Source organism: Paraburkholderia acidicola (assembly GCF_002362315.1).
Taxonomy (GTDB): domain Bacteria; phylum Pseudomonadota; class Gammaproteobacteria; order Burkholderiales; family Burkholderiaceae; genus Paraburkholderia; species Paraburkholderia acidicola.
In genome coordinates, this window is sequence record NZ_MTZV01000002.1 from 318,671 (window position 1) to 345,506 (window position 26,836).

At 61.5% G+C, this 26,836-nt stretch carries 22 protein-coding genes, 1 tRNA gene and 1 riboswitch; of the genes, 12 read left to right on the forward strand and 11 right to left on the reverse strand.

Annotated features, from left to right (window positions below):
• Positions 1 to 128 precede the first annotated feature (128 nt).
• Positions 129 to 746, reverse strand: a complete 618-nt coding sequence (locus BWP39_RS03510; RefSeq protein WP_096716971.1) for a helix-turn-helix domain-containing protein — start codon at positions 744 to 746, stop codon at positions 129 to 131.
• Positions 747 to 867: 121 nt separating this feature from the next.
• Here BWP39_RS03510 and BWP39_RS03515 point away from each other — a divergent pair, with 121 nt between their 5' ends.
• Together BWP39_RS03515 and BWP39_RS03520 are read left to right on the forward strand one after the other, a co-directional pair.
• Positions 868 to 1,638, forward strand: a complete 771-nt coding sequence (locus BWP39_RS03515) for an SDR family oxidoreductase (RefSeq protein ID WP_096716972.1) — start codon at positions 868 to 870, stop codon at positions 1,636 to 1,638.
• A 2-nt stretch (positions 1,639 to 1,640) separates the two neighbouring features.
• Positions 1,641 to 2,744 carry an S-adenosylmethionine:tRNA ribosyltransferase-isomerase gene (locus BWP39_RS03520; protein ID WP_096718509.1) on the forward strand — a complete coding sequence of 368 codons (1,104 nt, stop codon included), beginning with the start codon at positions 1,641 to 1,643 and terminating at the stop codon, positions 2,742 to 2,744.
• Positions 2,745 to 2,767: 23 nt separating this feature from the next.
• On the opposite strand, the gene BWP39_RS03525 is transcribed toward BWP39_RS03520, so the two are convergent.
• Positions 2,768 to 3,361 (reverse strand): TetR/AcrR family transcriptional regulator, encoded by a 594-nt coding sequence (locus BWP39_RS03525; protein ID WP_096716973.1) that lies wholly within the window; start codon positions 3,359 to 3,361, stop codon positions 2,768 to 2,770.
• A gap of 277 nt (positions 3,362 to 3,638) precedes the next feature.
• On the opposite strand from BWP39_RS03525, the gene BWP39_RS03530 reads away from it, so the two are divergent.
• Positions 3,639 to 4,040 (forward strand): nuclear transport factor 2 family protein, encoded by a 402-nt coding sequence (locus BWP39_RS03530; RefSeq protein ID WP_096716974.1) that lies wholly within the window; start codon positions 3,639 to 3,641, stop codon positions 4,038 to 4,040.
• A gap of 30 nt (positions 4,041 to 4,070) precedes the next feature.
• Complete coding sequence (locus BWP39_RS03535) at positions 4,071 to 4,721, forward strand: glutathione S-transferase family protein (RefSeq protein WP_096716975.1); 651 nt, start codon at positions 4,071 to 4,073, stop codon at positions 4,719 to 4,721.
• 56 nt (positions 4,722 to 4,777) lie between these two features.
• Here BWP39_RS03535 and BWP39_RS03540 read toward each other — a convergent pair whose 3' ends face one another.
• Positions 4,778 to 5,179, reverse strand: a complete 402-nt coding sequence (locus BWP39_RS03540) for a hypothetical protein (RefSeq protein ID WP_096716976.1) — start codon at positions 5,177 to 5,179, stop codon at positions 4,778 to 4,780.
• 743 nt (positions 5,180 to 5,922) lie between these two features.
• Here BWP39_RS03540 and BWP39_RS32670 point away from each other — a divergent pair.
• Entirely contained in the window at positions 5,923 to 9,690 is a 3,768-nt protein-coding gene (locus BWP39_RS32670) for an ESPR-type extended signal peptide-containing protein (RefSeq protein WP_133116820.1), read from the forward strand.
• An 87-nt stretch (positions 9,691 to 9,777) separates the two neighbouring features.
• Here the strand turns inward: BWP39_RS32670 and fic are convergent, their stop codons facing one another.
• The gene (gene fic, locus BWP39_RS03560) at positions 9,778 to 10,923 is read right to left on the reverse strand and encodes a protein adenylyltransferase Fic (protein WP_096716977.1); all 1,146 of its coding nucleotides are present in this window, start codon (positions 10,921 to 10,923) and stop codon (positions 9,778 to 9,780) included.
• A gap of 334 nt (positions 10,924 to 11,257) precedes the next feature.
• Positions 11,258 to 11,334, reverse strand: a tRNA-Pro gene (locus BWP39_RS03565).
• Positions 11,335 to 11,506: 172 nt separating this feature from the next.
• On the opposite strand from BWP39_RS03565, the gene sixA reads away from it, so the two are divergent.
• Together sixA and BWP39_RS03575 are read left to right on the forward strand one after the other, a co-directional pair.
• Positions 11,507 to 11,980 carry a phosphohistidine phosphatase SixA gene (gene sixA, locus BWP39_RS03570; protein ID WP_096716978.1) on the forward strand — a complete coding sequence of 158 codons (474 nt, stop codon included), beginning with the start codon at positions 11,507 to 11,509 and terminating at the stop codon, positions 11,978 to 11,980.
• Positions 11,981 to 12,193: 213 nt separating this feature from the next.
• Complete coding sequence (locus BWP39_RS03575; RefSeq protein ID WP_096716979.1) at positions 12,194 to 13,015, forward strand: GNAT family N-acetyltransferase; 822 nt, start codon at positions 12,194 to 12,196, stop codon at positions 13,013 to 13,015.
• 139 nt (positions 13,016 to 13,154) lie between these two features.
• On the opposite strand, the gene ppx is transcribed toward BWP39_RS03575, so the two are convergent.
• Positions 13,155 to 14,744 carry an exopolyphosphatase gene (ppx, locus tag BWP39_RS03580; protein WP_091020404.1) on the reverse strand — a complete coding sequence of 530 codons (1,590 nt, stop codon included), beginning with the start codon at positions 14,742 to 14,744 and terminating at the stop codon, positions 13,155 to 13,157.
• A 202-nt stretch (positions 14,745 to 14,946) separates the two neighbouring features.
• Between ppx and ppk1 the strand changes: the two genes are divergently transcribed.
• Positions 14,947 to 17,010, forward strand: a complete 2,064-nt coding sequence (ppk1, locus tag BWP39_RS03585; protein WP_096716980.1) for a polyphosphate kinase 1 — start codon at positions 14,947 to 14,949, stop codon at positions 17,008 to 17,010.
• Between the two features lie 106 nt (positions 17,011 to 17,116).
• Here ppk1 and BWP39_RS03590 read toward each other — a convergent pair whose 3' ends face one another.
• The 5 genes from BWP39_RS03590 to BWP39_RS03610 all read right to left on the reverse strand — a co-directional run bounded on the left by BWP39_RS03590 (position 17,117) and on the right by BWP39_RS03610 (position 21,086).
• Positions 17,117 to 18,031 carry an EamA family transporter gene (locus BWP39_RS03590; RefSeq protein WP_096716981.1) on the reverse strand — a complete coding sequence of 305 codons (915 nt, stop codon included), beginning with the start codon at positions 18,029 to 18,031 and terminating at the stop codon, positions 17,117 to 17,119.
• A 340-nt stretch (positions 18,032 to 18,371) separates the two neighbouring features.
• The gene (locus tag BWP39_RS03595; RefSeq protein WP_096716982.1) at positions 18,372 to 18,623 is read right to left on the reverse strand and encodes a pentapeptide MXKDX repeat protein; all 252 of its coding nucleotides are present in this window, start codon (positions 18,621 to 18,623) and stop codon (positions 18,372 to 18,374) included.
• A 129-nt stretch (positions 18,624 to 18,752) separates the two neighbouring features.
• The gene (locus BWP39_RS03600) at positions 18,753 to 19,529 is read right to left on the reverse strand and encodes a molybdopterin-dependent oxidoreductase (protein ID WP_096716983.1); all 777 of its coding nucleotides are present in this window, start codon (positions 19,527 to 19,529) and stop codon (positions 18,753 to 18,755) included.
• A 22-nt stretch (positions 19,530 to 19,551) separates the two neighbouring features.
• Positions 19,552 to 20,169: a cytochrome b/b6 domain-containing protein gene (locus BWP39_RS03605; RefSeq protein WP_096718515.1), complete on the reverse strand. Its 618-nt coding sequence runs from the start codon at positions 20,167 to 20,169 to the stop codon at positions 19,552 to 19,554.
• Positions 20,170 to 20,237: 68 nt separating this feature from the next.
• A complete protein-coding gene (locus BWP39_RS03610; RefSeq protein WP_096718517.1) occupies positions 20,238 to 21,086 on the reverse strand; it encodes a DUF1223 domain-containing protein in 849 nt (282 codons plus the stop codon).
• A gap of 245 nt (positions 21,087 to 21,331) precedes the next feature.
• Positions 21,332 to 21,451, forward strand: a riboswitch (TPP riboswitch).
• Positions 21,452 to 21,531: 80 nt separating this feature from the next.
• Here BWP39_RS03610 and thiC point away from each other — a divergent pair.
• From thiC to BWP39_RS03630, 4 genes are all read left to right on the forward strand, one after another.
• Positions 21,532 to 23,463 (forward strand): phosphomethylpyrimidine synthase ThiC, encoded by a 1,932-nt coding sequence (gene thiC, locus BWP39_RS03615; RefSeq protein ID WP_096716984.1) that lies wholly within the window; start codon positions 21,532 to 21,534, stop codon positions 23,461 to 23,463.
• Between the two features lie 179 nt (positions 23,464 to 23,642).
• On the forward strand, positions 23,643 to 24,128 hold the full coding sequence (locus BWP39_RS03620; RefSeq protein ID WP_207556579.1) for a hypothetical protein: 486 nt from the start codon (positions 23,643 to 23,645) through the stop codon (positions 24,126 to 24,128).
• A gap of 16 nt (positions 24,129 to 24,144) precedes the next feature.
• Positions 24,145 to 24,708, forward strand: a complete 564-nt coding sequence (locus BWP39_RS03625; RefSeq protein WP_096716985.1) for a dihydrofolate reductase family protein — start codon at positions 24,145 to 24,147, stop codon at positions 24,706 to 24,708.
• Between the two features lie 275 nt (positions 24,709 to 24,983).
• Positions 24,984 to 26,582 carry an L-lactate permease gene (locus BWP39_RS03630; protein ID WP_096716986.1) on the forward strand — a complete coding sequence of 533 codons (1,599 nt, stop codon included), beginning with the start codon at positions 24,984 to 24,986 and terminating at the stop codon, positions 26,580 to 26,582.
• The last annotated feature ends 254 nt before the right edge of the window (positions 26,583 to 26,836 follow it).

The following is a 26,836-nucleotide window of genomic DNA, read 5'->3' on the forward strand; positions in this document are numbered from 1 at the left end:
CTGTACCGCCCGCGCGATCCGTACTGCCGGTATGTTCCCGTCGGCCCCGATCACGCGGGCCGCGTTTTTCTTTTGTTGTCATTCGCAGCGCAGCATGCGACGCCGCAGATTCGCCGCGCGACGACTGACTAGACCCCCGCCTTCGCCAGAATCACGATCGACACGCCCAACGCACTGTGTTGCGTATCCTCGTTGCGATACGAATGCGGCACGTGACCGGGAAACGCCAGCACATCGCCTGCTTCGAGCCCGTGCCGCTCGCCCGCGACGAACACGGCAACGCGCCCGTCGATACAGCTGAAATACTCACGCGTACCCGGTAGATGCGGCGTGCCACGCATATAACCGCCGGGAATGAAGGACATCGTTTCGAGGATGCCGTCCGGCATCGGTTCCGGCACGAGCGGCCGGATCGTCAGCCCGTTGCCGCGGTTCTGCACCGACACTTCGGCCGCCGACCAGCGGCGCACCTTCGCACGCGGCGACGCAAGCAGTTCATCGAGTGGCGCGGCGAGCGCGCCCCCCACCTTCATCAACACCGCCAGCGACGGGTTACCCTCGCCCGACTCCAGGTTCGCCACCGTCGAGCGCGGCACGCCCGACGCCTTCGCCAGCCCCTCTTGCGTCAACGCACGTGCGTGCCGCAGCGCGACGAGATTGCGCGCGAGATGCTGCGCGGCGCGCGTGACGTCGTGAGCTTGATCGTCGGCGGGTTCTTCTGCGGCGGGGGGAACGGTTTCGTCCATCGTATCGACTTTCCGACAAGGGGTTGGACATCGCGCTCGGTTGAACGCTGACGCGTTCCTATTATCAGGCCATCGAGCTAGCGCGGCTTGCGCGCGGCTCTCATCCACCACGGAGCATGGCATGACCTCATCGATCGATACCCTCGCAGGCATTCGCGTCGCCCTCACGGGCGGCACTTCGGGGCTCGGCCTCGCATTGATGGACGAACTGCTCGCGCGCGGCGCACATGTCGCCTTCGTCGCGCGGCACGCGGACCGGGTCGCGGCGGTGACGGCAGCGCGGCAGAAAGTAGTCGGACTGGTCGGCGATATCGCGAAGAAGGACGACATCTACCCGCTTGCGCTGCAGATCAGCGGCGTGCTGGGCGGCGTCGATGTGCTGGTGAACAATGCGTCGTCGCTGGGACCGGTGCCGCTCGCACCGCTTGCCGATACGGCGTGCGAGGATCTCGAAGCCGCGCTGGCCGCGAACCTGCTCGGTCCGTTTCGCTTGACGAAGGCGCTGCTCGGTTCGCTGGCTGCCGCGGCACGCGAGCGTGGTGGCGCGGTCGTGCTGAACGTGTCGAGCGATGCAGCCATCGAGCCTTATCCGGCGTGGGGAGCCTATGGCGCGAGCAAGGCGGCGCTGCGGCATATGACGCGAATCTGGAATCTCGAACTCGCTGCGCAGCGCGTGCGGTTGCTGTCGCTCGATCCTGGCGATATGGACACGCCGCTGCATGCGCTCGCTGTGCCGGATAGCGATCTTGCTGGACTTAAAGCGCCCGCTGTTGCAGCACGTGAGATGGCCGATGCAATCGAGGCTGCGCTACGTGAGTTACGTGAGTTGAGGGCGTCGGGTGAATCGCCTTCGAGTGGCGCTCATCATGTCGACGTATCGGCGAAGGTTTGATGATGCGCGCCGCCACTGTCCCCATGCAACGCCCTCGCGATGCGCGCCTCCTCACCGTCGACCGTTACGGCCACATCGACGAGCGCCCGCGCACTGCGTTCGCCGATCTGCTGCAACCTGGCGATTGCGTGATCGCCAACGATGCAGCGACCTTGCCTGCCAGCCTGCACGGCATCCACGAACGCACTGGCACTGGAATCGAAGTGCGGCTTGCGGGGCGCACTTCGCTGGCTAGCGATGCGATGAATCGTTTCAGCGCGATCGTATTCGGTGCTGGCGATTTTCATACGCGGACCGAAGAGCGAGCCGCGCCGCCCGATTTGTGTCAGGGCGACCGACTGATATTCGGTGCCAGCGGTGCGACGATCATGCGATTGCTCGATCATCCGCGCTTCGTCGAACTGCGTTTCGATGGCGATGCCGCGCAGGTGTGGCGCATGCTCGCATCGCACGGCAAGCCCGTGCAGTACGCACATCTGGCGGACCCGCTTGCGCTATGGGATGTATGGACGCCGATCGCCGCACAGCCGGTCGCATTCGAACCGCCTTCAGCAGGTTTCGTCCTCGACTGGAGCACGCTCGATGCGCTGCACGCACGCGGTGTGCCGTTCGCGACGCTCACACATGCAGCGGGATTGTCATCGACCGGCGATGCGATGCTCGACCAGCGTCTGCCACTCGATGAGCCGTATCGCATTCCGGTTGCAACAGCCGTGCTCGTCGAGACAACCCGAGCGCGCGGTGGACGGGTTGTAGCGATCGGCACGACCGTTGTGCGCGCACTCGAACATGCGGCGGCGATCGACGGTGTCGTGCATCCTGGCGATGGCGTCGCGACGCAGCGAATTGGACCACAGACACGGCTGCGCGTCGTCGACGTGATCGTGTCGGGTACCCACGAGCCGGATTCGAGTCACTACGCGCTGCTGCGCGCGTTCGCCGATGCACCGACGCTTGCGCGCGTCACGGCGACGCTGGAAGCGCATCGCTATCGCACGCATGAGTTCGGGGATTCGATGTGGATAGAACGGCGTGCGGATGCTGTGCGGGAAGAGCATGCGTCCAGCGAACGGTTGCGTTCATGTACGGCGGTGTATTGCGCCTGACGCTGGGCTCTGAATAGAACGCTTTAGCCAGCCAGATCAAGCAACAACTGGCGACGCCCGTCCTTCAATATTTCATCGGCCAGATCGGGATCGGCGTCGACAACTGCACGCGACAGCACCAAAGTCCCGACCAGTCGACTCAGGATGGCACCCGCTTTCTTTCTGCGTTCTCTTTTATTTGTGCCGTCAAGCGCATCGGCAAGGTACTCGAGATTCGACGCGACACCCTCCGCGTAGGACTTGCGTGCTTCGTCGCCCAGTCGCCGGATGTCGCCCGCGAAGGCCGAGACCGGGCAGCCGCACTCGATGTCGTCGCGATGACCAGGCGACAGATACCACTCGATCTGGCGTTTGACCGGATCGGCCTCCATCGCTCTCGACTGCTCGATCGCGGCGACCAGTTGATTGGCGCCGTTCTCCATGGCCTGGTTCATCACGGCTACGACCAACGCATCCTTCGACTCGAAGTGGTTGTAGAAGCCGCCCTGCGTAAAGCCTGCCGCTTTCGTCAGTTCCGTCAATCCCACAGCATCCACCCCGCGCTCCCGAAAGAGTTTTTCTGCGGCGTCGATGATCAATTGCCGGTTTTCGCTGGCTTGCTGTCTTGAGACACCCATGAACTGTTCTCCTCGCCTGTGCGTCAATTTCCGCCATTTTTCCATAGATCAATGGTGATTACCATTGACATTGGTAGACGGTGTTGCCATGATAACCACACGATTGTGGTCACCATCGTCATAAGTTTGTTGAAATTCACCCGACGGCGAGTGTTACTGGCGCGGTCCTTCGATAGAGGCGAACCGTGCGTGGGCTTAGGCGTCGGTCCAGAAGGTTAACGTTCACAGTTCGGCACTCGAGCGCGCTGCTGCACGAAGTGCCAGCGAGGTACGGTCCATGTCACACACCACCCCCGAACAAAACAAAGCGCTTGTACTCCAGGCGTTCGATACCCTCTTCAATCAGCGGAATTACGAAGCAGCCGCCCGCTTCTGGTCGGATAACTACATCCAGCACAGCGCGCATATCGAACCGGGGCGCGATGGTCTCTTTCAACTGGTTCGTAGCGTTCCCGACAGCCTGCGCTATGAGCACGCACTGATCGTCGCGGAAGGCGACTACGTCATCATCCATGGCCGTTTTTCGGGTATGGGCCGGCCGGCTGCATGGATCGCCGCCGACGTCGTCAGGATCAAAGACGGACGCCTCGCCGAACACTGGGATGTGCTTCAGGACGAAGCGACACAGGCGGAATCGAAAAGTGGACTACCAATGTTTGGAAATCGCTTTCCTGGTTGATCTCGACGCCCCCTATAAAGGACGACTCAAATGACAATCGCTGGACACCCCACGCTGTACGAATCCAAGGGTTCGCCAAACTCACGCCGCGTGCGCATATTCATCGCGGAGAAGGGACTCGACATTCCGGTGAAGCCAGTCGACCTTGGCACGAAAGAGCAATTTTCCGATGCCTATCGCGCAATCAATCCACGTAGCGAGGTGCCAGCTCTGGTGCTCGCCGACGGTGCCGTTATCGCGGAAGTACCTGCAATATGGCGCTATCTGGAAGAGGCGTATCCACAAACCCCGTTGTTGGGCAGCACGGCGAAATCGAAGGCTGTCGTCACGATGTGGGAGCGCCGCGCAGAATTGAACGGCTTCGCATCGGTCATGGAGGGCGTGCGTAACGCGGTCGCTGGGTTGAAAGGTCGTGCGCTGTCGGGTCCGCATGCGTACGACCAGATTCCCGAACTGGTTGAACGAAGCAAACAGCGTGTCGCCGATTTCTTCGCCGATTTCGACGAGCGGCTTAAGGCGATCCCGTTCGCCGCCGGCGACGAGTTCTCAGCCGCGGATATTACGACGCTCGTGACGGTCGACTTCGCTAGCAACGCTCTGAAGATGGCCATTCCGGCTTCGCACACCGGATTGCAGCGATGGTATGACGAGGTGTCTGCGCGGCCAGGTACTGTTGCGTAAGGATGTGGGTCGGTGTCGCCGGGTTCGGATGCGACATCGTGCCCACCGCTATGTGGTCACATTCCCTCGAACAAATAACAGCTACCGTGTGCATGCGCCAGTAACGTGCAAACTGCGACGAGCAAGTAGGCGGCAAACAGACCGCCGATAAACCACACCCATGTCATCTTGAATGGAATCCGTGCGATAAGGAACGCGCTGGCAACAACCAGGACCAGTGCAGCGACAGCATACGCAGACATCTGCTTGAGCAAATAGACTGGAACGAGTATGGCGAATAGCAGCGTCCATGGAAGAATCCCGTCCAGCTGTTTGCAAAACGCAGTCGAAAAACCGAGAAAACCCACAATCCCCAAAGCCACAGCGGCCACAAATATCAGAATGGTTCTCTTTGCGATTGAAGATCCTTCTGGGATCTTCTGTGCGGGGTCGGTGTTTTGATTGCGTGTCTCGATCATCGAGCTACCCAGTGGCAATGTTTGGTAATGCGATTTACGACCTTCGAGGGTCGTGTATTTCGACGTTTCTCAGGCGAAGAACGGCGGCTGTCCTGGCTCTTCCCATTTGCGCAGAGGGCCGGACGATACTAGCACTGCCGAATGAGCCCAGTCCGCCCGTCGGACAATCGACCTCACAGATCAAACGCTTCCACTCCCGCACATTCGATTCGCGAACACTCTTTGCACGGCGCCGCCAGCGCGCACTGCACACACCGCCCCTTGCGCGTCAGATCGTGGCCGGCCTCATCCGACTGGAGACAAATCCATTCTATTAGCCGGATTTCCACCTGATCCACCTTCGGAAAAATAGAAAATTATAACCGGCAATTTCAATGTTTTTAGCGCTTTATTATTTTAACAACTATGAACAATACCGGTCATTTCGAGAATAAATATTTGTTTTAAAGTGCCAATTGCCAAAAGAAAAACCGTTATGCAAGCAAATGCAACATAACCTGGAGACGCGGCCAGAGAGCCGAAAAATAGCGCCTTAAGATTGATCGCGCATCAATTTTCCATTTTCTTTCGTTTTGCATACAAATATATTTCACTGTTTTAAGAATCCGTAACCCCGGGGATATGCAGTTCGCACATTTAAATCTGGACGCGCAGTGTCTGTTTTTGTCATGAGGAATGATTTCCCCGGCAATTACTTAAAGATTTTGCTGCGCCGACAAGCCCTACCGGAAAGGTGATTCAAAATGAACAAGACGTATCGGACTATCTGGAATGAAGCCCTGGGTGCGTGGGTCGCTGCGTCCGAGCTGGATTCGGCGCGAGGAAAAGGCAAGCGTTCCGCGTCGGTCAAACTGCTCGTCAACCTGCTTTTACTCGGCGCGGCGCAGGCGAGCTATGCCGGGGTCTTCACGTTTTCCGGAGGCAATGGCGGGGGAAACTGCGGCTTCGCCGGGGGTACTGGACCTGATGGCAGCCGCACGTATGGAGCAGGCGCCGTTCCTGCCGACGGAAGCGGTGGGTTTTCATCCGTTGCCGGGTGTAACGCAAACGGCGCAAATCTGAGCGGCGTGACTTTATACGGCTCCTACACGACCGCGAGCGGAGCCGCTGCAGTGGCGTTCGGCATGGGAGCGCTTGCTGGCGGTTTTGCAACGTCGATCGGATTTCAGGCAACCGCTTCCGGATCGCAAAGCAACGCTTTCGGGTTTAACGCAACGGCGTCGGGTACGTCGTCTATTGCGATTGGTTCGGCGGCCCTTTCGTCCCAGTCATCTTCGACAGCCATTGGGCCAGGCGCGAGTGCCACCGGGGCCACCGCAACGGCACTGGGCAGCGGCAGTCGCGCGACTTATGCGAACAGTGTCGCGATTGGCGCCGGCAGCGTGACAGGTGCGGCTGCGCCGACGGGGACGGGCTATCTGACCGGACAGGCGGCGCCGCTGTCGGAAGTGTCGGTGGGCAGCTCGACCGCGTTGCGCCGGATTACCAACGTGGCCGACGGTGCCGCGCCGCAGGACGCTGTGACCGTGTCGCAACTGAGTACTGGCATGAGTACGACGACCAGCAGTATTTCGAGCTTGTCGACTTCGGCTTCGACGGGGATCAGTTCGTTGTCGACCGGTGTGAGTTCACTGTCCACCTCCACCTCGACCGGCATCGCCTCGCTGTCGACGTCGACTTCGACGGGAATTACCAGCCTGTCTACTGGCCTGAGTACGACGAATAGCAAGGTAACAAGTCTGTCGACTTCGACATCGAGTGGCATCAGCTCGCTGTCCACGTCGGCGTCGACTGGTATCACCAGCTTGTCTACTGGGCTGAGCACGACCAATAGCAATGTCACGAGCCTCTCGACTTCGACGTCGAGCGGCATCAGCTCGCTGTCGACTGGTGTGAGTTCGTTGTCCACGTCGGCGTCGACTGGTATCACCAGCCTGTCTACTGGACTGAGCACGACCAATAGCAATGTCACGAGCCTGTCGACTTCGACGTCGAGCGGCATCAGCTCGCTGTCGACCGGTGTGAGTTCGCTGTCGACTTCGACTTCGACCGGTATCACCAGTTTGTCTACTGGCCTGAGCACGACTAACAGCAATGTGACGAGCCTCTCGACTTCGACTTCAAGTGGCATCAGTTCGCTGTCGACGGGTGTGAGTTCGCTGTCCACGTCGACTTCGACTGGTATCACCAGCTTGTCTACTGGCCTGAGCACGACCAATAGCAACGTCACGAGCCTCTCGACTTCGACTTCAAGTGGCATCAGTTCGCTGTCGACGGGTGTGAGTTCGCTGTCCACGTCGACTTCGACAGGCATCAACAGTTTGTCTACTGGACTGAGCACGACCAACAGCAACGTCACGAGCCTCTCCACTTCGACTTCAAGCGGCATCGGCTCCTTGTCCACCGGTGTGAATTCACTGTCCACGTCAACATCGACTGGCATCACCAGCCTGTCGACGGGCTTAAGCACAACCAATAGCAACGTCACAAGCCTGTCGACGTCGACTTCAAGCGGCATCGGTTCGTTGTCCACCGGCGTGAGCTCACTATCCACCTCGACCTCGACGGGCATCACCAGCCTGTCCACCGGCCTGAGCACGACTAACAGCCATGTAACAAGTCTGTCGACTTCAACGTCAACGGGCATCAACTCCCTGTCAACCGGCGTAAGTTCGCTGTCCACTTCGACTTCGACCGGCATCACCAGTCTCTCGACCGGTTTGAGTACAACGAACAGCAACGTCACGAGCCTCTCGAGCTCGACGTCAACCGGCATCAGCTCTCTGTCTACAGGGGTGAACTCATTGTCCACCTCGACCTCAACGGGCATCGCGAGCCTGTCGAGTTCAACATCGACGGGCATCAGCTCGCTGTCTACTTCCACTTCAACGGGCATCACCAGCCTGTCCACCGGCCTGAGCACGACGAACAGCAACGTGTCGAGCCTGTCGACCGGTCTGAGCACCACCACCAGCAGCATCGGCAGCCTGTCGACCTCGACCTCGACCGGCATCAGCACCCTGACCAACAACGTCACCTCCCTGTCGACGGGCCTGAGCACGACAAGTAGCACCGTAACAAGCCTGTCGACACTGACCTCGACCAGCATCGGCTCGCTGTCCACCGGCATCATCTCGCTGTCCACCGGCGTCGCCAATTCGGTCCAGTACGACGATCCGTCGCACAGCAGTGTGACGCTCGGCGGAGTCGGCGCAACCACACCGGTCAGACTGACCAATGTCGCTCCAGGCGTGAACCCAACCGACGCAGTCAACGTCAGCCAGGTGTCCTCGCTGTCGACATCCGTGGCCTTTGCCATCAACTCATTGTCGACGGGTCTGAGTACGACCAACAGCAATGTGGGTAGTTTGTCGACATCGACATCGACCGGTATCAATTCGTTGTCCACGTCGAGTTCGACAGGCATCAGCTCGCTGTCGACCAGCATCACGTCGCTGTCGACCGGAGTAAGCAACGCGATCGGTAGCCTGTCGTCGTCGACTTCGACCAGCATCGGCTCTTTGTCCACCGGTGTGAATTCGCTGTCCACCACCGTAAGCACCGGACTCAGCACGATCAGTAGCGCCATCGCGAGTGGTGCCGGTGGAAACGGTGTGGTCCTGTCCAGCCTGTCTACATCGCTGGCGCCGATCAACGCCGCATCCACGACCGCGACCTCCCGCGGCGCCACCATTGGCGCCACGCTCACCGGTGGTGTCAATTCGGCCGGCGCAGTCGTCTCGCAGGGACGCACAACCAACAACACGAGCACGCAGGTTGTGCAGGCTTCTGGTTGCGGTGTCGCTAACGGGACGGATACGACGGCAACCGGGTTGTGCGCGGGCGCGGGCACGATCGCCGGGGTCAATGGCGCGACCACCACGACCGTGGCCAATGGGGCGACCGCGTACGGTTCGCAATCGCTTGCTCAGGACGCGAATACGACCGCAATCGGGTTCCGGGCGACCTCGCAGTACGCGGGTTCGGTTGCAATCGGCTACCAGGCCCAGGCCATCGCCGATCCGGCAACCGCTGTTGGCGCCAATTCGCTGGCCTCCGGCAACAACTCAGTGGCGCTAGGTGCAGGTGCGCAAGCCACGGCTCAGGGCGCGGTCGCGCTGGGTGCCAATTCCGTTGCGGACCAGGCCAACACCGTATCTGTCGGTTCGCCAGGCAACGAGCGTCGCATTACCAACGTGGCGCCGGGGATCAACCCAACCGATGCAGTCAACGTCTCCCAGTTGCAAGGCGTGCAGAGCAACGTCAACAACGTGGCGCGCGTGGCTTACGCAGGGATCGCCATGAGCATGGCACTGGCAGGCAACTATATGCCGACGCTCGAGCCTGGTGAATTCGAACTCGGGGCCGGCGTGGGCGGGTACCAGGGCTACGGGGCACTCGCGATCAACCTCAAGCGTCTTTCCGATAACGGTCGCTGGTCATGGGGCGCTGGCGTTGCCACCACGGGAAATCAGGTGGGCTTCAATGCCGGGCTGGGATGGAAGTGGTGAGGTTTGTGTAGGGCGTACCGGTGGGCATCGGCTGATGGGTTGCGATGCTCGCCGGTTGCGAGAATTGGCGCAGGCAGCGAACCCGCACTACACAGTTGCTGTCGACACAGGGCGCGGCGTTTCACCTTTAAGCACCTGCATCAACCTCGGATTGATGAACAACTTTTCCCGACCTACCTGTAGCTCGACCAGGATGTCCAGTCTGGCAAGTTCCTTGAGCAGTTTAGAAGCGGTTGCGCGTTGAGCGATCCCGGCATCGACGACGTTGGAGATTCGACAATAAGGCTGAGCAAAGATTATTTCGACAAGCTCACGACTGTACCCGCCCGGCATTGCTTTTCGCAGCATGTCCGCGGTCGTCTGCATCAGGGTTTTGATTTCATGAATGCGTTCAGTTGTCCACTGTGCGGTACTTTCGACTGCGGCCAACATGTACAGAATCCACTCTTCCCAGGCACCGTCCGTCGTTACTTTTAATAGCAGGCGGTAGTAATCCGTTTTGTTCGAAATGATGTATCGGCTCAGGTAGAGAATCGGCTGATCGAGCAGGCCTTTTTCCACCAGAAACAGCAGATTGAGAACGCGGCCAGTACGGCCGTTCCCATCGGTGAACGGATGAATTGCCTCGAACTGGTAGTGCATGATTGCCAGACGGATCAGAGGGTCGATCTCGTCATGATCATGCAGAAACCGCTCCCAATTCGATAGCAGATCACGGACAGCGTTTTCGCCTTGCGGGGGCGTGTATACGACTTGCCGCGTGGCGTCGTTCATGAGTGCGACGCCAGGAACGCGTCGGATGTCCATCTCCACGCCCTTGATCGTCCTGCATACATCGACGGCCGTGCTGGTTGTAATCGGCCGATCGCGCAAGGATTTATATCCCTGGTACAAGGCAGTTCGATAACGAAGCGCTTCCTTGGTAGCCGGATCGGCAGATGCCTGGCCAGCCTCCTGTGCGTACTGAAAGAGTCGGTCTGTGGTCGTAACGATATTTTCGATCTCGGAGCTAGCTTGTGCTTCGAGCAACGGAATCGTATTGATGAGCACGCTTTGCTGGGGGATCAGCTTGGCCGACTCCTTCAGCGTGGCTAGCTGTGCGCGGGCACCTATACAGGCCTTCAGGATTGCCTTGCTGTCGATCTCAGCACGCGGGGGCAATGCCGGGAGGTCGTTGTAAGGGGTTTGGGGATCGAAAGCGGTAGCCCGGGACGTGGATTGAGCTTCTGACATGTTCAAATTCTCGGTAAATTTGGACACATCCTACACGCATTGGCACGATATGGTCATTTTTCTGGTTTCGATGCACACGTTTCATGGACATGTGCACGCAATGACCATATTGGCCAAACATGTTCACAAAAGACCAAATCGTGAACACGTTATGATGACAGGTGCATCCAATGAACACGTCTAACCGAGGTATGCCGAGCAGCGCGGGATTTCAATCGAGGGGAATGTCGCCCGGTACGATCGGATCCGGTTACGCCACGGCTAACGAAATCGGAAAAAGAAAAAAGGACTTACGGCGCTAACCAGTAAGTCCTTATCCTTGCTGCTTTTTTCGTGGTCGGAGCGATAGGATTCGAACCTACGACCCTCTGATCCCAAATCAGATGCGCTACCAGGCTGCGCTACGCTCCGACGAAGACAGCGATTCTAGCTGGCTTTCCGTCACGCGGTCAACTTTATGCTGCGATACCGTCTTCTGCCGCTAGCGGAAAGAGCTATCGACGGACATAGGTGCCGACTCCCGGTCCACAATCACCTCGCCGGGCACACCCCAAACACAACACCCCAAACAGCGAGACAACCCATGAACCTGATCCTCTGGCGCCACGCCGAAGCCGAAGACATCGCAGCCAGCGACCTCGCCCGTCAACTGACCGCACGCGGCCGCAAGCAGGCACAAACCGTCGGCAAGTGGCTACGCGCACGCATCGACGCTGACGCATTGATACTCGTCAGTCCCGCCGTACGAACCGTGCAGACCGCCGAGTCACTGTCGGACCAGTATCGCGTCGTGCGCGAGATCGCTCCCGACGCAAGCGCCGATGCCGTCCTCGCCGATGCCGTCCTCGCCGCAGCCGGCTGGCCGAACGGCATCGCGCAAACGGTGGTGATAGTCGGCCATCAACCAACGCTCGGTCACGTCGCCGCCCGGTTGCTCGCCCACAGCGGCGCAAGCTGGCCGGTGAAGAAAGCCGGCGTATGGTGGTTCGAAAGCCGCGAGCGCGCCGGCGACGAACAGGCTGTGCTGCGTGCAGCGATATCGCCCGAGCTGATCTAAAGGTCTAAAGATCCAAGCGCCGTAGCCACACCCCGAAGGTGTCGTCGCCGAACAACGGACACACCCGGCACAACCGCCCGTAACACAACCCACACGTCAACCTTACGGCACGTCATTGAATCGTCATCGCTTTGCCATGCGAGCGTCATTACCGATTACTACATTGGCGAAAAAGTACATAAACACAAACCCTTTTTCGACCAGGAACGCCACATGCGAGAACTGCCGACGCCTACCCTGCCCCTCGCTTCGATCCTCTCGCTCAAGCGCCGCCGTCGTCTGCCGCGCGCATCAGAAACCGTCACCGCGCAGCATCGTCTGCAAGTCGCCTGGGCGCGCAGCGACGAGGAGCTTCGTGAAGCGCAGCGTCTGCGGTATCGCGTCTTCGCCGAAGAAATGGGCGCACAGCTGACCGGCCCCGCCGGTCTCGATGTCGATTCGTTCGATGCGTACTGCGATCATCTGCTCGTGCGCGATCTCGATACGCTGAAGGTGGTCGGTACGTATCGTGTGTTGCCGCCGCATCAGGCTGCGCGCATCGGGCGGCTGTATGCAGAAAGCGAATTCGACGTATCGCGTCTCACGCATCTGCGCTCGAAGATGGTCGAGGTCGGTCGTTCATGCGTCCACCCCGACTACCGCAGCGGCTCGGTGATCATGTCGCTGTGGGCGGGCCTCGGCGCGTACATGCAGCAGAACGGCTACGAAACGATGCTCGGCTGCGCGAGCGTGGCGATGGCCGATGGCGGTCACTTCGCGGCGAACCTCTACTGTTCGCTGCGCGACAACTCGCTGACCGCGCCCGAATACCGCGCGTTCCCGCATACGCCGCTGCCCATCGATGAACTGCAGACCGGCACCGAGGTCGCGGCACCGCTGCTGATCAAGGGTTATCTGCGGCTCGGCGCGAAGATCTGCGGTGCGCCCGCCTGGGACCCCGACTTCAATACCGCCGACTTCCTCACGCTGTTCCGTCTGTCTGACATCAACGCCCGCTACGCACGCCATTTCCTCGGCGACGAACTGACGCGCTGATCGCTCAGCTCAAACGTCTACGGCATGCGCTATGCATGCCGCTAAAACAAGAAGCCCGACGAGAAAAACTCGTCGGGCTTCTTGTTTGATTCGAAATCCAATCGCCAGCTTCACCGCATCCGGTAAAGCGCAACGCAGCCTATTCGTCCTTGTCGGTATACACGACGCGATACGGTATCCCGACCTTCTCCCACTCGGCGGCTTCCTGGATCAGGCTGTAATCGGTCAACGGATTGTTCTCGACCCATTCGTTCGGTAAACGCACTTCGTAGCCGCCACCCACCTGGGCCACGAGAATACCGGGCAATCCGACATCGGCACGGCGACGGCACAGCAGCGACGCAAGGCGCAGGCAGAACAGCAACGGCCATTCGACATCGCGTGTCTGCGACAGCTTGCCGAGCTTGCCCGCATGCCCGAGCACGAGTGCGGCGAGCCGCGCCTGGTCGGTACGCGAGAAACCCGGCATATCGGCATTGCTCGCGATATACGCGGAATGCTTGTGATACGCGCTGTGCGAGATCGACAGACCGATCTCATGCAACGCGGCTGCCCAGCCGAGAAACATGCGGTTCTCCGCACGCCGTTCCTCATCGGGCTCTTCGAGCTGATCGTAGAAGCGCACCGCCAGTTCGCCGATGCGGGCCGCCTGCGCCCGGTCGATCCCGTAGCGCCGCATGAAGCCTTCCACCGTCAGCGTGCGCATGTCTTCGTGCTGCGACCGTCCGAGCAGGTCGTACAGCACGCCGAGTCGCAAGGCGCCGTCCGTCGTATCGACGTAATCGATGCCGAGTTCGTCGAACACCGCGAGCATGATCGACAGGCCGCCCGCGAGTACCGGCACGCGGTCCGACTTGAGCGCAACGAGTTTCAGGCGGTTGACGTTCTCCGCCTTGATCAGCGCGCGTTTGAGCCGCTCCAGGCCGCCGCGCGAAATGCCGTGCGTGATGCCCGGATCGTTGAAACCGTTCGCTTCGACCAGTTCGGCGAGCGCCCGCGCGGTACCGGACGAGCCAATCGCCTGTTCCCAGCCGGTCTTGCGATATTCACTGGAAATAATCTGGATTTCGCGAGTGGCCGCGAGTTCGGCCTGGCGCATCGTGTATTCGTCTACGTTGCCCGCGGGGAAAAACGCCCGGCTATGGCTCACGCAACCGATATACAGGCTCTCCATCTTGATCGGCGTGTAATGCGAGCCAATGATGAATTCCGTCGAGCCCCCGCCGATATCCACCACGAGCCGTTTGCCCGCACTGGCCGGCACGGAATGAGCGGCGCCGGCGTAGATCAGCCGCGCTTCTTCGCGTCCGGCGATCACTTCAATCGGAAAACCGAGCGCCGCCTGGGCCTCGACAAGGAATTCGCCGGCGTTCTTGGCGACGCGCAGCGTATTGGTGGCGACGGCGCGCACGTGGTCGGGATGGAAGTCGCGCAGCCGTTCGCCGAAGCGTTTCAGCGCGTCCCAGCCCCGCACCTGCGACGCGCGATCGAGCAGTTTGTCGCGGGCGAGCCCGGCGGCAAGGCGCACCGACTCGCGCAGCGCATCGACCTGATAGATCTGGCTACCGGCCTCGGTTTCCTCGACCCGGCCGACAATCAGCCGGAAACTGTTCGAACCGAGATCGACAGCGGCGAGGAGCTTCGGGGTGGGGTTGACCATCGATTGTGCGGACTCCATGCGCGCGAGCGCCGCCATCTGACCGGCTGTGGCGCTGTTTAAAGACGCCATTCTAAGCGTACTGGACCTCGCCATGTCATCGTTCCGTATTGTGCGTCCTTCATGGTCCCATACGCACTGCGTCGTATTTACGACAGAGCACGAATACAGCGTAAAATTCGTGACATTCCCGATGTCATGATAGTTTCATCGTTCTGTGAGAGTTTCCGAGCGTCCTATCAAACCCCTCCCTGATCTTCCATTCTCGCTGCCGATGTCCATCCGCTACCCTCTTCTCAATCGCGAGCTGGGCATTCTAGGTTTCAACGAACGTGTCCTGGCGCAGGCGGCCGACCCGTCCGTACCACTGCTCGAACGCCTGCGTTTCATCTGCATTACCAGCAGCAATCTCGACGAATTCTTCGAAGTCCGCATGGCCGGGTTGCACGAACAGATGCGCGACAATCCGGGCGCGCTGTCGCCGGACGGGATGTCGCTGCAACATGTCTACGATCTCGTCGTCGAGCGGGCGCAAAAGCTCGTGCATCGTCAGTACACGATGTTGCACGACACGGTGCTGCCCGCGCTCGAACACGAAGGCATCCACTTTCATGGCACCGAAGCGTGGAACGAGGCGCAGACGCTGTGGGCGCGCCAGTATTTCATCGACGAGCTGCTGCCCGTGCTGACGCCGATCGGCCTCGACCCGGCGCATCCGTTCCCGCGCGTGCTGAACAAGAGCCTGAACTTCGTCGTTGAACTCGAGGGCAAGGACGCCTTCGGTCGCCAGGCGCTGATGGGGATCGTGCAGGCGCCGCGCGCGCTGCCGCGGCTCGTGCGGATGCCGCAGGAACTGTCGGGCTATCCGCACGGCTTCGTGCTGCTCAGCTCGTTGCTGCAGCGCTATGTCGGCGAGCTGTTTCCCAACTTGATGGTGCGCAGCTGCAACCAGTTTCGCATCACGCGTAACAGCGAACTGTTCGTCGATGAAGACGAAATCACCAACCTGCGCGTCGCGCTGCAGGGCGAACTGCCCGCGCGCCATCTGGGCAACGCGGTGCGACTCGAAGTATCGGCGGAAACACCGGCGAATCTCGCGCGGCGGCTGCTCGATGAGAGCGGATTGCAGGAAAAGGACTGCTATTACGTCGACGGCCCGGTCAATCTGGTGCGGCTGATGCAGCTGCCGGAGATGGTCGATCGGCCCGATCTGAAATTCGTTCCGCATATTCCGGCCATTCCGGCGCAGGTCACCAACGGCGTCAGTCTCTTCGACGTGATCGATCAGGGCGACCTGCTGCTGCATCATCCGTACGAAAGCTTCCAGCCGGTGCTCGAACTGCTGTTGCAGGCCGCGAAAGATCCGAACGTCGTCGCCATCAAGCAGACCATCTACCGTACCGGCACCGACTCCCCGCTGATGGACGCGCTGATGCAGGCCGCGCGCAACGGCAAGGAAGTCACGGTGGTGGTGGAACTGCTCGCGCGCTTCGACGAGGAAACCAACATCAACTGGGCGTCGCAGCTTGAAGCGGTCGGCGCGCACGTCGTGTATGGCGTGGTCGGTCACAAGTGCCACGCAAAGATGATGCTGATCGTGCGGCGTGTGTCCGCGGGCGGCAAGTCGACGCTCAAGCGTTATGCGCACCTCGGCACCGGCAACTACCATCCGCGCACGGCCCGTCTCTACACCGACTTCGGCCTGATGACGTCGGACCAGAAAATCTGCGAAGACGTGCATCACGTGTTCCAGCAACTGACGGGTATTGGCGGCGAACTGGCGTTGCACGAGTTGTGGCAGTCGCCGTTCACGCTGCATCCGAAGCTTATCGATGCCATTCGCGCCGAGGCCGCCAATGCGCGCGCCGGCAAGAAGGCGCGCATCGTCGCGAAGATGAACGCGCTGCTCGAACCGACGGTGATCGCGGAACTGTACGAGGCGTCGCAGGCGGGCGTGAAGATCGATCTGATCGTGCGCGGTGTGTGCTCGCTGCAGCCCGGTGTGGCTGGTCTGTCGGAGAACATCACGGTGCGCTCGATCGTCGGGCGCTTTCTCGAGCATCACCGCATCTACTACTTCTACGATGGCGGCAAGGAGCAGGTCTATCTGTCGAGCGCCGACTGGATGGACCGCAACCTGTTCCGCCGCGTCGAAGTGGCCTTCCCGATCAACAACCGGCGGCTCAAGCGGCGCGTGATCGCCGAAGGACTGTCGATGTTCCTCGGCGACAACCAGTCGGCCTGGCTGATGCAGAGCGACGGGCATTATCGGCGGCGGCGGCCCGGCAAGTCGTCGCGCAATACGCAGATGAGTCTGTTGACGAAGTTCTGTTCATAAGAAAAACGCCGGATCGCCCGGCGTTTTTCTCATCTGCTCGGGGAGCCTCGCGAGACGCGCCAGCTTTTGCGGGCGCTCATAACCGCCGCGCATGGCGGTACATACGCTAGCTCGTTACGCGCTGCCGGTCGAACCAGAACGACAGCCCGACGCTCGCGAGAATGATCAGCGTCGCGATCACCGTCCATCGCGTCACGGGCTCGCCGAGCGTCAGCGCGCCCAGCGCCACCGCCACGACCGGATTCACGTACATGCAGCTACTCGCGATGATCGGGCTCGTGTGGCGGATCAGATAGCCGTACGCGACGTAGGCGCCCATCGTGCCGACCAGTACGAGATACAGAAAGGCCAGCGCGGGCGCGAACGACAGGTCTGCCATCCGTTCGCCGAGCACCCATGCAATCACCGTCGATACCGCGCCACCCAGCCCGACCTGCAGCGAGGTCGAGAGAAACAGATCGGACGGCATTTTCAGGCGCCCCGCCAGGTGCGCACCGCCGGCCCAGAACAGCGCGCCGGCCAGAATCGCGAGACTGCCGCCCGCCGATCCCGCCGATGTATCGCCGTGATTAAGCACCGCAATGCCGACCAGCCCGAGCGCCACGGCGCCCCACTCGCCTTTCGAAATCGACCGGCCCGCCACGGCCGCGATCACGGTCGCGAAGAGCGGCACGGTCGCCACCATCACGGCGGCCATGCCGGTGCCGACCGTGCGCATCCCGACCGCCAGCATCCCGCTCGACAGGGCAACCAGCATCGTGCCGACCAGTCCGGCGTTACGGATCTCGAGCAAGGTCGGCCGCTGCGGGCGGCGCTGCATCGCGAAGACGAACAGCCCGATACCGGCCAACAGGTTGCGCAACCCGGACAGCAGAAGCGGCGGAAACGACTCCAGCGAGACGTGCACGCCCAGGTACGTCGAGCCCCAGACGATATAAACGAAAGCCAGCGACAGCGCGATCCGGCCGCCCTGCGTTCGCGGCAGGCGCACCGGCAGGCGGGCGAAGAATGATGAAGCCATGGGTCAGGTCGCTCGCGCCGTAAGGGCAACTGCGCCCGGAGAAAGAATCGGCAGACCAGGGCGTGCGCGCTGCGCGCATAGCGCAGCCGGGCGGGCGAAGCAGGACGGCATGATGATCGAGCGGGACAGACGGCAGACTGACGGTAAGCCCGGCCGCGCTAAACCTGGGGGTGCGGGACAGCCGGGACACTGTGCGAACGGTTGCGGCGCACACCGGCAGCATTATGCAGGAGAGTCAGAAGCCAGTTGTAAAACCGGGTTGTAAAACAGACGTAACTTTTGTTGCGACAAAACAGGAGCCGGCGAACCGGCTCCTGTGCCGATGGCGAAACGCAGACAATCAGTTGCTCATCGCACCCGATGCCTCGTGCTTCATGCCCATCGCGTCGCCGCTCTTCTTCATCTTGTCGTGCTTCGCCATCTTGTCTTTCGACATGCTGTCCTTGGACATCGAGTCCTTCGACATCGAGTCCTTCGACATGCTGTCTTTCGACATCGCGTCGCTGGACATCGCGCCACTTGCCTGCGCGAACACGGCGCCGCTACCCAGCGTGAATGCGAGAGCGGTAACTGCAATTGCGAACGTCTTCATGGGATCACTCCAGTTTTTTGTAGGTGAGTTGGTGAATCGGTGAATCAAAACCGGCCATGCCGGGAGTTTTCGAAGCATCTGCCGCTCGTGGCCGCCTGCAATCGCTTGCATCAAAGGCGAGCCCGCGCGTCAGGAGCCTCCGAACCAGTTGTATCCCTGGTCGACCCAATAGCCGCCGGGATAGGTGTTAGTGACAAAGATCTCCACGATGTGCTTCGGATTCTTGTAGCCGAGCTTGGTCGGCATCCGCAGCTTCATCGGGAAGCCGTATTTCGCGGGCAGGCGCTCGCCGTCGTAGTCGAAGGCGAGCAGCGTCTGCGGATGCAGCGCGGTCGGCATGTCGATGCTTTCGTAGTAGTCGTCGGCACATTTGAAACCGACGTACTTCGCGCTCGTATCCGCGCCGACGCGCCGCAGGAAGTCGCCGAACGACGTCCCGCCCCAGCGGCCGATCGCGCTCCAGCCTTCCACGCAGATATGCCGTGTGATCTGCTCTTCATGCGGCAGCGCGTACAGCTCGGGCAGTGTCCACGTGCGCTTGCCCGTGACGAGGCCGCTCAATTGCAACCGGTATGCGGCGCCGTTCACATCGGGCACATCGTCGATGCCGTAGAACGCATTGAACGGGAATGGCCGCGTGATCTGCGCTTCGGTATAGGTCGGCGCGAGCTGCTTCGGGTCGAAGAGGAAGGCCTGTGCGCGGTCGTTCAGACGCGACACGGCCGTGAGGAATTTGTTCACCGAGTCGTCGTCGGTAAGCGAGCAGCCGGTCAGCATCGACAGTCCGCCGAGCGTCAGCAACCGCTTGCCGAACAGCCGTCGCGACGGCATCGCCAGTTCACGGCGCGCATCGATCAGGATCGACTGACGATCGAGTTTCGCGGGGGTTTTGTTCGAGGAAGGCATGACTATGTCCTGAGAGATCCGTTCAGCGGCCGCGCAACATCGCGAGCAGCGAGCGCGGCACGAGAGCAACCAGCGCGAGATGCACGACGAGGAATCCGGCCATCAGCGACATCGCACTGAAGTGCACGATCCGTGCGGTGTCGTAGCCGCCCATCAGTTCGCGCAGCAGCGGAAACTGCACCGACTTCCAGATCGCGAGACCCGACAGCACGAGCACGATCAGGTCGACGATCACGAACAGATAGGCCAGCTTCTGCACCGCGTTGTAGTGACTGAGATCGTCGTGCGAGAGCTTGCCGCGCAACGCGCTGACGAAATCGCGCAGCAGTGCGCGCGGTGACAGCGGCAAGAACTTGCGCACGAGGCGCCCGCTCGCCAGATTCAGCAGCAGATAGACGATGCCGTTGAACACCAGCAGCCACATCGCCGCGAAGTGCCACTGCAGCGCACCGCCGAGCCAGCCGCCCAGCGTGATGCCGTTCGGAAACGAGAAGCCGGGGAAGATCGGTGACGCGTTGTAGATGCGCCAGCCCGAGACCATCATCGTGATTGCCGCGAGAGCGTTGAGCCAGTGCGTGATGCGCACCCACGCCGGGTGGATCGTGCGAGGCTGCTGCACCGGCGGCACAGGCGCGGGCATCGATGCGAGATTGGCCGGCAGGCGTGTGGGGTTCATGATGTTTTCCGAAGGCGAAGCGAATAGGCGGCCTAGTGACACGCCGCGAGATCGGCGGCCTGCAGCACGTCGCTGGTAGCAGCGTTCTCCACAAACGCGACGACACCGAACCGGTCGGCCGGTGCGCCGGCATCGACTGCGTCGAGCGTGACGTCGTGGTGAATCTGCGCGTGGCCTGCAGCTAGCGATACCGGACCGATCCATTGCCGCACGACCCGCTCGTGATGCAACGTCGCGCCACTGTTCTCGCCCGCACGCACCTGCGATGTCAGCGCGTTTTCATAGACTGCGACGTACGCATTCAGCGGGTCCGCGGTGGCGGCGTGCGAGGTGAATTGCGCATCGATGTCGAAGGCGCCTGACGGGCTGCCTGCGCGCGGCTTAAGCTCCACGGCCACATCGGCGGATGCGGGTTGCGCGACGATCTGGCGAACCCGATCCGCAAAGCTGTCCGCACTCGACCAGTGGCGCATCTCGCGCCCGGCAACGAATACTTCCGGCGTGTAGATCGTGTGCGCACCGGCAACGTCGGTCAGCGTCTGCTGCCGCTCGGTGAAGCGATGCTGCGAGAAGCGGTCGGTCCAGCCGAGGCTGTTCCAGTAATCGACGTGCAGCGCGAGCGGCACGACGCCTTGTGCGGCACCGCCCTGCTTCCATTGACCGAGCCAGTTGTCGGCGGGCGGGCAGCTATTGCAGCCTTCGCTGCTATACAGCTCGACGAGTGCGACCCGATGCGCGGGACTATGCGCAATGCACTGGCCGGCAGCGGCGTTCGCCACACCGCTCGCGAGAGCCGCCCCGCACGCCACCGCGAGCGCGCACCAGCGCGCAAAACGCCCCAGCGCAAAACCGGACCACCGACCGCTTGAAAAGAAAACCATGACACGCTCCATCGGGAAATCTGCGTGTTGGTCGGGCGGCGGCGGCTGTTATGACAGCGAAAACGCAAATTTTTTGCACAGGGCGGCAAGCGGCGTCGGCACGGTGAGTCCAACGAGCGCGCCTCGCCACAGCCAGCCTTGGCCGGGAGCGGATCCGCCGCCGGCGTCAGGAAATTGTCAGGAAGCGCACCGGCCCGAGACGGCACCAAGTTGCCAAGCCCGCCCCGCCCGGTGTATCGTGTGCGCTGCTAACGCGGGGGTCCTGCGTCGCGCATCGCCATCGGGCGGTGAGCTGCGTGGGTGAGAAATACCCTTTGAACCTGATCTGGATAATGCCAGCGCAGGGAAGCGTCCGGGCTTCGCCGCTTACCACTGCCTCATCTCTCGCGAACCCCGACTCACTTCATCTCATCTCCTGCCTAGCCGCCCCACTAAGGAGATATGCATGAACGCCAACCCAAAATTCATTTCCGCCGACGCTCACGTCGACGAAGCCGCTGTCGCCCCGCTGCCCAATTCGCGCAAGGTCTACGTGACCGGCTCGCGCCCGGATATCCGTGTGCCGATGCGCGAAATCTCGCAGGCCGATACGCCTGACAGCTTCGGCGGCGAAAAAAATCCGCCGGTCTATGTCTACGATACGTCAGGCCCCTACTCCGACCCGGATGCGAAGATCGACATTCGCGCGGGCCTGCCTGCACTACGTCAGGCGTGGATCGAAGAGCGCGGCGACACCGAAGCGCTGACCGGTCTGTCGAGCGACTTCAGCCGCGAACGCGCCGCCGATACCGCCACCGCCGATCTGCGCTTCCAGGGCTTGCACCGCACGCCGCGCCGCGCGATCGCCGGCAAGAACGTGTCGCAGATGCACTACGCGAGAAAGGGCATCGTCACGCCGGAAATGGAATACATCGCGATCCGCGAAAACCAGCGCCGCGCCGAGTATCTCGAGAGCCTCAAGACCAGCGGCCCGAACGGTGAAAAACTCGCGGCGATGATGGGCCGCCAGCATCCAGGCCAGGCATTCGGCGCGAGCGCATTCGGTCCGAATGGCCTCACGGCGATCACTGCAGAATTCGTCCGCGAAGAAGTCGCTCGTGGCCGCGCGATCATTCCGAACAACATCAATCACCCGGAAAGCGAACCGATGATCATCGGTCGCAACTTCCTCGTGAAGGTCAACGCGAACATCGGAAACTCGGCGGTGACGTCGTCGATCGGCGAGGAAGTCGACAAGATGACGTGGGCGATCCGCTGGGGCGGCGACACGGTGATGGATCTGTCCACCGGCAAGCACATTCACGAAACGCGCGAGTGGATTATCCGCAACAGCCCGGTGCCGATCGGCACGGTGCCGATCTATCAGGCGCTCGAGAAGGTCAACGGTAAAGCCGAAGACCTGACCTGGGAAATCTTCCGCGACACGCTGATCGAGCAGGCAGAACAAGGCGTCGATTACTTCACGATCCATGCAGGCGTGCGCCTTCAGTATGTGCCGATGACGGCCAAGCGGATGACCGGCATCGTGTCGCGCGGCGGCTCGATCATGGCGAAGTGGTGCCTCGCGCATCACAAGGAAAGCTTCCTGTACGAGCACTTCGAAGACATCTGCGAAATCATGAAGGCGTACGACGTCGCCTTCTCGCTCGGCGACGGTCTGCGTCCCGGTTCGATCTACGATGCCAACGACGAAGCGCAGCTCGGCGAGCTGAAAACGCTCGGCGAACTCACGCAGATCGCGTGGAAGCACGACGTGCAGACGATGATCGAAGGCCCGGGCCATGTGCCGATGCAGCTGATCAAGGAGAACATGGACCTGCAGCTCGAATGGTGCGATGAAGCGCCGTTCTACACGCTCGGACCGCTCACCACCGATATCGCACCAGGCTACGACCACATCACGTCGGGCATCGGCGCGGCGATGATCGGCTGGTTCGGTACGGCGATGCTGTGCTACGTCACGCCGAAGGAACACCTCGGGCTGCCGAACAAGGACGACGTGAAGACCGGCATCATCACGTACAAGCTCGCGGCGCATGCGGCCGATCTGGCGAAGGGTCATCCGGGCGCGCAGGTGCGCGACAACGCGCTGTCGAAGGCGCGCTTCGAGTTCCGTTGGGAAGACCAGTTCAACCTCGGCCTCGATCCGGACAAGGCGCGCGAATTCCACGACGAAACGCTGCCGAAAGACTCCGCGAAGGTCGCGCATTTCTGCTCGATGTGCGGGCCGCACTTCTGCTCGATGAAGATCACGCAGGACGTGCGCGAGTTTGCAGCGCAGCAAGGCGTCACGGATGACGAAGCGCTGAAGAAGGGGATGGAAGTGAAGGCCATCGAGTTCGTCCGCAAGGGTGCGGAGATTTATCAGCGGCAGTAAGTAACGGCAGGTAACAGAAGCAATAGCGCGGCGCATTCCGGCAACGGATGCGCCGCGTTCGTTTTTGCAATGGCTTGAAATATGCGGTTACCGCTTGGGAACCCCGTGCAGACGCCACCGGCGTAAGCTCAATGGATTATGTGGCGCCTCATGTACCGCGCCGAGTCAAGGAGTCCGTCATGAACCCTCGCACCGTGCCAACTTTCTCCACTGCAGCCCGTCTCGGCGGTGCGGCCTGCCTGCTGGTGCTGGCCGGATCGCTGGCCGGTTGCTATTACCCGTACGGCTACTATCCGGGCGGGTACTACTCCTACTATCCGACGGTCCCCGCTACGACCACGCAGCAGGCGGTGCCTGTGCCACCGCCGCCCACAGCGTCAACGCAACAGTCCGCGCGTGTCGCGACGACGACGCCTCCGCCCGCCCAGTACTACACCCAGGCTCAACCGCCGGTCTACGTCGCGCCCGCGTATCCGCCCGCGTATCCACCCGACTACTACCCGGCCTATTACCCCGCGTACTACCCGGCCTATCCGGCGGGTTATGGCTGGTGGGGTGCACCGTCTATCTCGCTGGGCATTGGCTGGGGTTGGGGTGGCCGCGGCTGGGGCGGGCGTGGCTGGGGGGGCCGTGGTTGGGGTGGCGGTCGCGGCTGGCATCACTAAGGCGCGGCAAACCAGAATGGGCAAGCTCCGGTTCGGCATGATGGCTTCGCTCGACGGCTATGTGAGCAACGTCGACGGCAAGTTCGACTGGGGTCAAGTCAGCGAGGAGGTACACCGCTTCGCCGAACACGAGCAGACCAGCGAAGGCATCACGATCTACGGTCGCCGGATGTTCGAGACGATGGCCGTATGGGACACCCTCGCCGCGGACCAGACCGTCAGCCAGTTCGAACGCGACTTCGCGGTTGCCTGGCAAAACACCGACAAGATCGTGGTCTCCCGCTCGCTTACCGAGGTCACGACGACGCGCACGCGCCTTGTTCGCGCGTTGAGCGCGGACGACATCCGCCAGCTCAAGGCAGAGTCGCCAAAGGACATCGGCGTGGCCGGACCGACGCTCGCCGCGTGCTACCTCAAACAAGGCCTGATCGACGAAGTGTCGGTGTATTGCATTCCGGTCGTCGTCGGGGGCGGGACGCCGATGTTCCAGCACATCCACGCAACGATCCGGCTGGAGCGCATCGAACAGCGCGCATTCGGCAACGGCGTCACCTTCATGCGCTACGCGGTGCGCAGGTGAATACGGCTTGGTCCTTCGCAGCATCGCAGCAACCCGCACAACACTTTCCTCCTCACCTTTCTTCCACACGCCCGCCCGCGTAGTTTCCCGCCTTGACGCGGCCAGCAAGCGCTCTATGCTGGCGGTTGCCGCACGCACTACCTGCTTGATACGCGACCCCACGTCGTGCGCTCGCACGCCGCCGCCGCCATCCGTCCTGATCCGACCGACGCGCCGCGTGACCTAGACCACACGCAGAACAAAGCGTCGATTCGAACAACAACGAAGGAGACGTGATGTTCCACCAATTGTTGACGCCCATCGGCAATGCACTGCTGCCGTCCTTTCTCGTCGCGATCCTGCCGATCGTCGTCGTGCTCGTCCTGCTCGGCTGGGCCCGACGGCCTGCGTGGCAGGCATCGCTTGCCGGGCTCGTCGTCGGGCTGCTGGTTGCGATCTTCGGCTGGCAGTTTCCGGTCGGGCTTGCGCTGAACTCGGTTGTCGCGGGCGCAGTGTTCGCCTGCTGGCCGGTGATGTGGATCGTGTTCGCCGCGATCCTGCTGTACAACATCGCACAACGCTCGGGCCGCTTCGCCGCATTCCGGATGTGGATGATCGACAACCTGCCGAACGACCGGCGCATCGTGCTCGTCGTGATCGGTTTCTCGTTCGGCGCGCTGCTCGAAGGCATCTCGGGCTTCGGCACGCCGATCGCGATCACCAGTTCGCTGCTGATCCTGCTTGGCTTCCCGACCCTCGAAGCACTCACCTTCACGCTGATCTTCAACACCGCGCCGGTTGCATTCGGTGCGCTCGGTGTGCCGATCACAGTGCTCGGCGCAGTGACCCATCTGCCCACCGATGCGCTCGCGAAAATGGTCGGCCGGCAGTTGCCGTTCTTCGCGCTGCTGCTGCCGTTCTACGTGATCGGCGTATATGCGGGCTTTCGCAACATGTTGCGCGTGTGGCCGGTGCTGCTCGTGTCGGGCGCGAGCTTCGCGCTCACGCAGTTCATTACGTCGAACTTCGTCAACTACAGTCTGACCGACGTGCTGTCTTCGCTGGTGTCGCTACTGGTCACGATCACCTTCCTGCGCATCTGGAAGCCCGCCGCCGACCCGGCCTTCGCCATCAACGTCGATCGCGTCAACGAGGTGCGCGGCAAAGTCAGCGGCGCGCAGGGCTGGTACCCGTGGCTGATCGTTTCGGCCGTGGTGATCGTCTGGACCATCTCGAAGATCTTCCTGATCGGCGACGTGAAGATTCCGTGGCCGGGTCTCGACAAGGCAGTCTTTATCACGCTCTATAACGCGCCGTATGGCGCGGTCTGGGACTTCCAGCCGCTTGCGACCGGCACTGCGATTCTCGTCGCAGCGATCATCACAGCGGCGGTGTCGGGCGTCGGCGTGCGCGAGTTTGGTGGCGCGATCGCCGACACATGGGTGCAAACACGCATCGCGATCCTGACCGTCGCGACGATCGTCGGGCTCGCCTACCTGATGAACTACTCGGGGCTCAACTACACGCTCGGTCTCGGCGCGGCATCGGTGGGCGCGCTGTTCCCGCTCGTGTCCGCGTTCCTCGGCTGGGTAGCCGTGTTTCTGTCCGGCAGCGACACGTCGGGCAACGCGCTGTTCGGCAACCTGCAGGTGGTCGCCGCGAACCAGTTGAACCTGAACCCAATACTGATGGCCGCGACGAATTCGTCGGGTGGCGTGATGGGCAAGATGATCTCGCCGCAGAACATCGCGACCGGCGTCGCCACCACCGAACTGAAAGGCAAGGAAGGCGTCGTGTTCGCGAAGACCTTCAAGCACTCGATCCTGCTCACCGTGCTGCTCGGTATCCTCGTCTGGCTGCAGCAGAACGTGCTGCAGGGGATGATTCCGCATTGATGCGCGCTGGCCCCGGTTCATGGCTCGCAGTGCGCGGTTCGAGCCGGGGCAGCCGTAATTTTTCTCACATAGCCGTGAGAATCGATCGTTTTACCCGCCTGTTCGCCGCGCCTACGATGTCTGTCTTCGAACGCGCGGCGTCACCGGCGTCACGTACCTGGCCGGTCTCCGGTTTCTTGCCGTTTCATTGCGGCCTGAACCTTTTAGGGGAATCGCGCTGGTACGATGCCTGCACGTCACGACTCAACCGTGCA

Excerpts from the sequence above, each read along its gene's own strand:
- BWP39_RS03510 (WP_096716971.1), bottom strand. The coding sequence starts at position 746 with ATGGACGAAACCGTTCCCCCCGCCGCAGAAGAACCCGCCGACGATCAA.
- BWP39_RS03515 (WP_096716972.1), top strand. The coding sequence starts at position 868 with ATGACCTCATCGATCGATACCCTCGCAGGCATTCGCGTCGCCCTCACG.
- BWP39_RS03520 (WP_096718509.1), top strand. The coding sequence starts at position 1,641 with ATGCGCGCCGCCACTGTCCCCATGCAACGCCCTCGCGATGCGCGCCTC.
- BWP39_RS03525 (WP_096716973.1), bottom strand. The coding sequence starts at position 3,361 with ATGGGTGTCTCAAGACAGCAAGCCAGCGAAAACCGGCAATTGATCATC.
- BWP39_RS03530 (WP_096716974.1), top strand. The coding sequence starts at position 3,639 with ATGTCACACACCACCCCCGAACAAAACAAAGCGCTTGTACTCCAGGCG.
- BWP39_RS03535 (WP_096716975.1), top strand. The coding sequence starts at position 4,071 with ATGACAATCGCTGGACACCCCACGCTGTACGAATCCAAGGGTTCGCCA.
- BWP39_RS03540 (WP_096716976.1), bottom strand. The coding sequence starts at position 5,179 with ATGATCGAGACACGCAATCAAAACACCGACCCCGCACAGAAGATCCCA.
- BWP39_RS32670 (WP_133116820.1), top strand. The coding sequence starts at position 5,923 with ATGAACAAGACGTATCGGACTATCTGGAATGAAGCCCTGGGTGCGTGG.
- fic (WP_096716977.1), bottom strand. The coding sequence starts at position 10,923 with ATGTCAGAAGCTCAATCCACGTCCCGGGCTACCGCTTTCGATCCCCAA.
- sixA (WP_096716978.1), top strand. The coding sequence starts at position 11,507 with ATGAACCTGATCCTCTGGCGCCACGCCGAAGCCGAAGACATCGCAGCC.
- BWP39_RS03575 (WP_096716979.1), top strand. The coding sequence starts at position 12,194 with ATGCGAGAACTGCCGACGCCTACCCTGCCCCTCGCTTCGATCCTCTCG.
- ppx (WP_091020404.1), bottom strand. The coding sequence starts at position 14,744 with ATGGCGTCTTTAAACAGCGCCACAGCCGGTCAGATGGCGGCGCTCGCG.
- ppk1 (WP_096716980.1), top strand. The coding sequence starts at position 14,947 with ATGTCCATCCGCTACCCTCTTCTCAATCGCGAGCTGGGCATTCTAGGT.
- BWP39_RS03590 (WP_096716981.1), bottom strand. The coding sequence starts at position 18,031 with ATGGCTTCATCATTCTTCGCCCGCCTGCCGGTGCGCCTGCCGCGAACG.
- BWP39_RS03595 (WP_096716982.1), bottom strand. The coding sequence starts at position 18,623 with ATGAAGACGTTCGCAATTGCAGTTACCGCTCTCGCATTCACGCTGGGT.
- BWP39_RS03600 (WP_096716983.1), bottom strand. The coding sequence starts at position 19,529 with ATGCCTTCCTCGAACAAAACCCCCGCGAAACTCGATCGTCAGTCGATC.
- BWP39_RS03605 (WP_096718515.1), bottom strand. The coding sequence starts at position 20,169 with ATGCCCGCGCCTGTGCCGCCGGTGCAGCAGCCTCGCACGATCCACCCG.
- BWP39_RS03610 (WP_096718517.1), bottom strand. The coding sequence starts at position 21,086 with ATGGTTTTCTTTTCAAGCGGTCGGTGGTCCGGTTTTGCGCTGGGGCGT.
- thiC (WP_096716984.1), top strand. The coding sequence starts at position 21,532 with ATGAACGCCAACCCAAAATTCATTTCCGCCGACGCTCACGTCGACGAA.
- BWP39_RS03620 (WP_207556579.1), top strand. The coding sequence starts at position 23,643 with ATGAACCCTCGCACCGTGCCAACTTTCTCCACTGCAGCCCGTCTCGGC.
- BWP39_RS03625 (WP_096716985.1), top strand. The coding sequence starts at position 24,145 with ATGGGCAAGCTCCGGTTCGGCATGATGGCTTCGCTCGACGGCTATGTG.
- BWP39_RS03630 (WP_096716986.1), top strand. The coding sequence starts at position 24,984 with ATGTTCCACCAATTGTTGACGCCCATCGGCAATGCACTGCTGCCGTCC.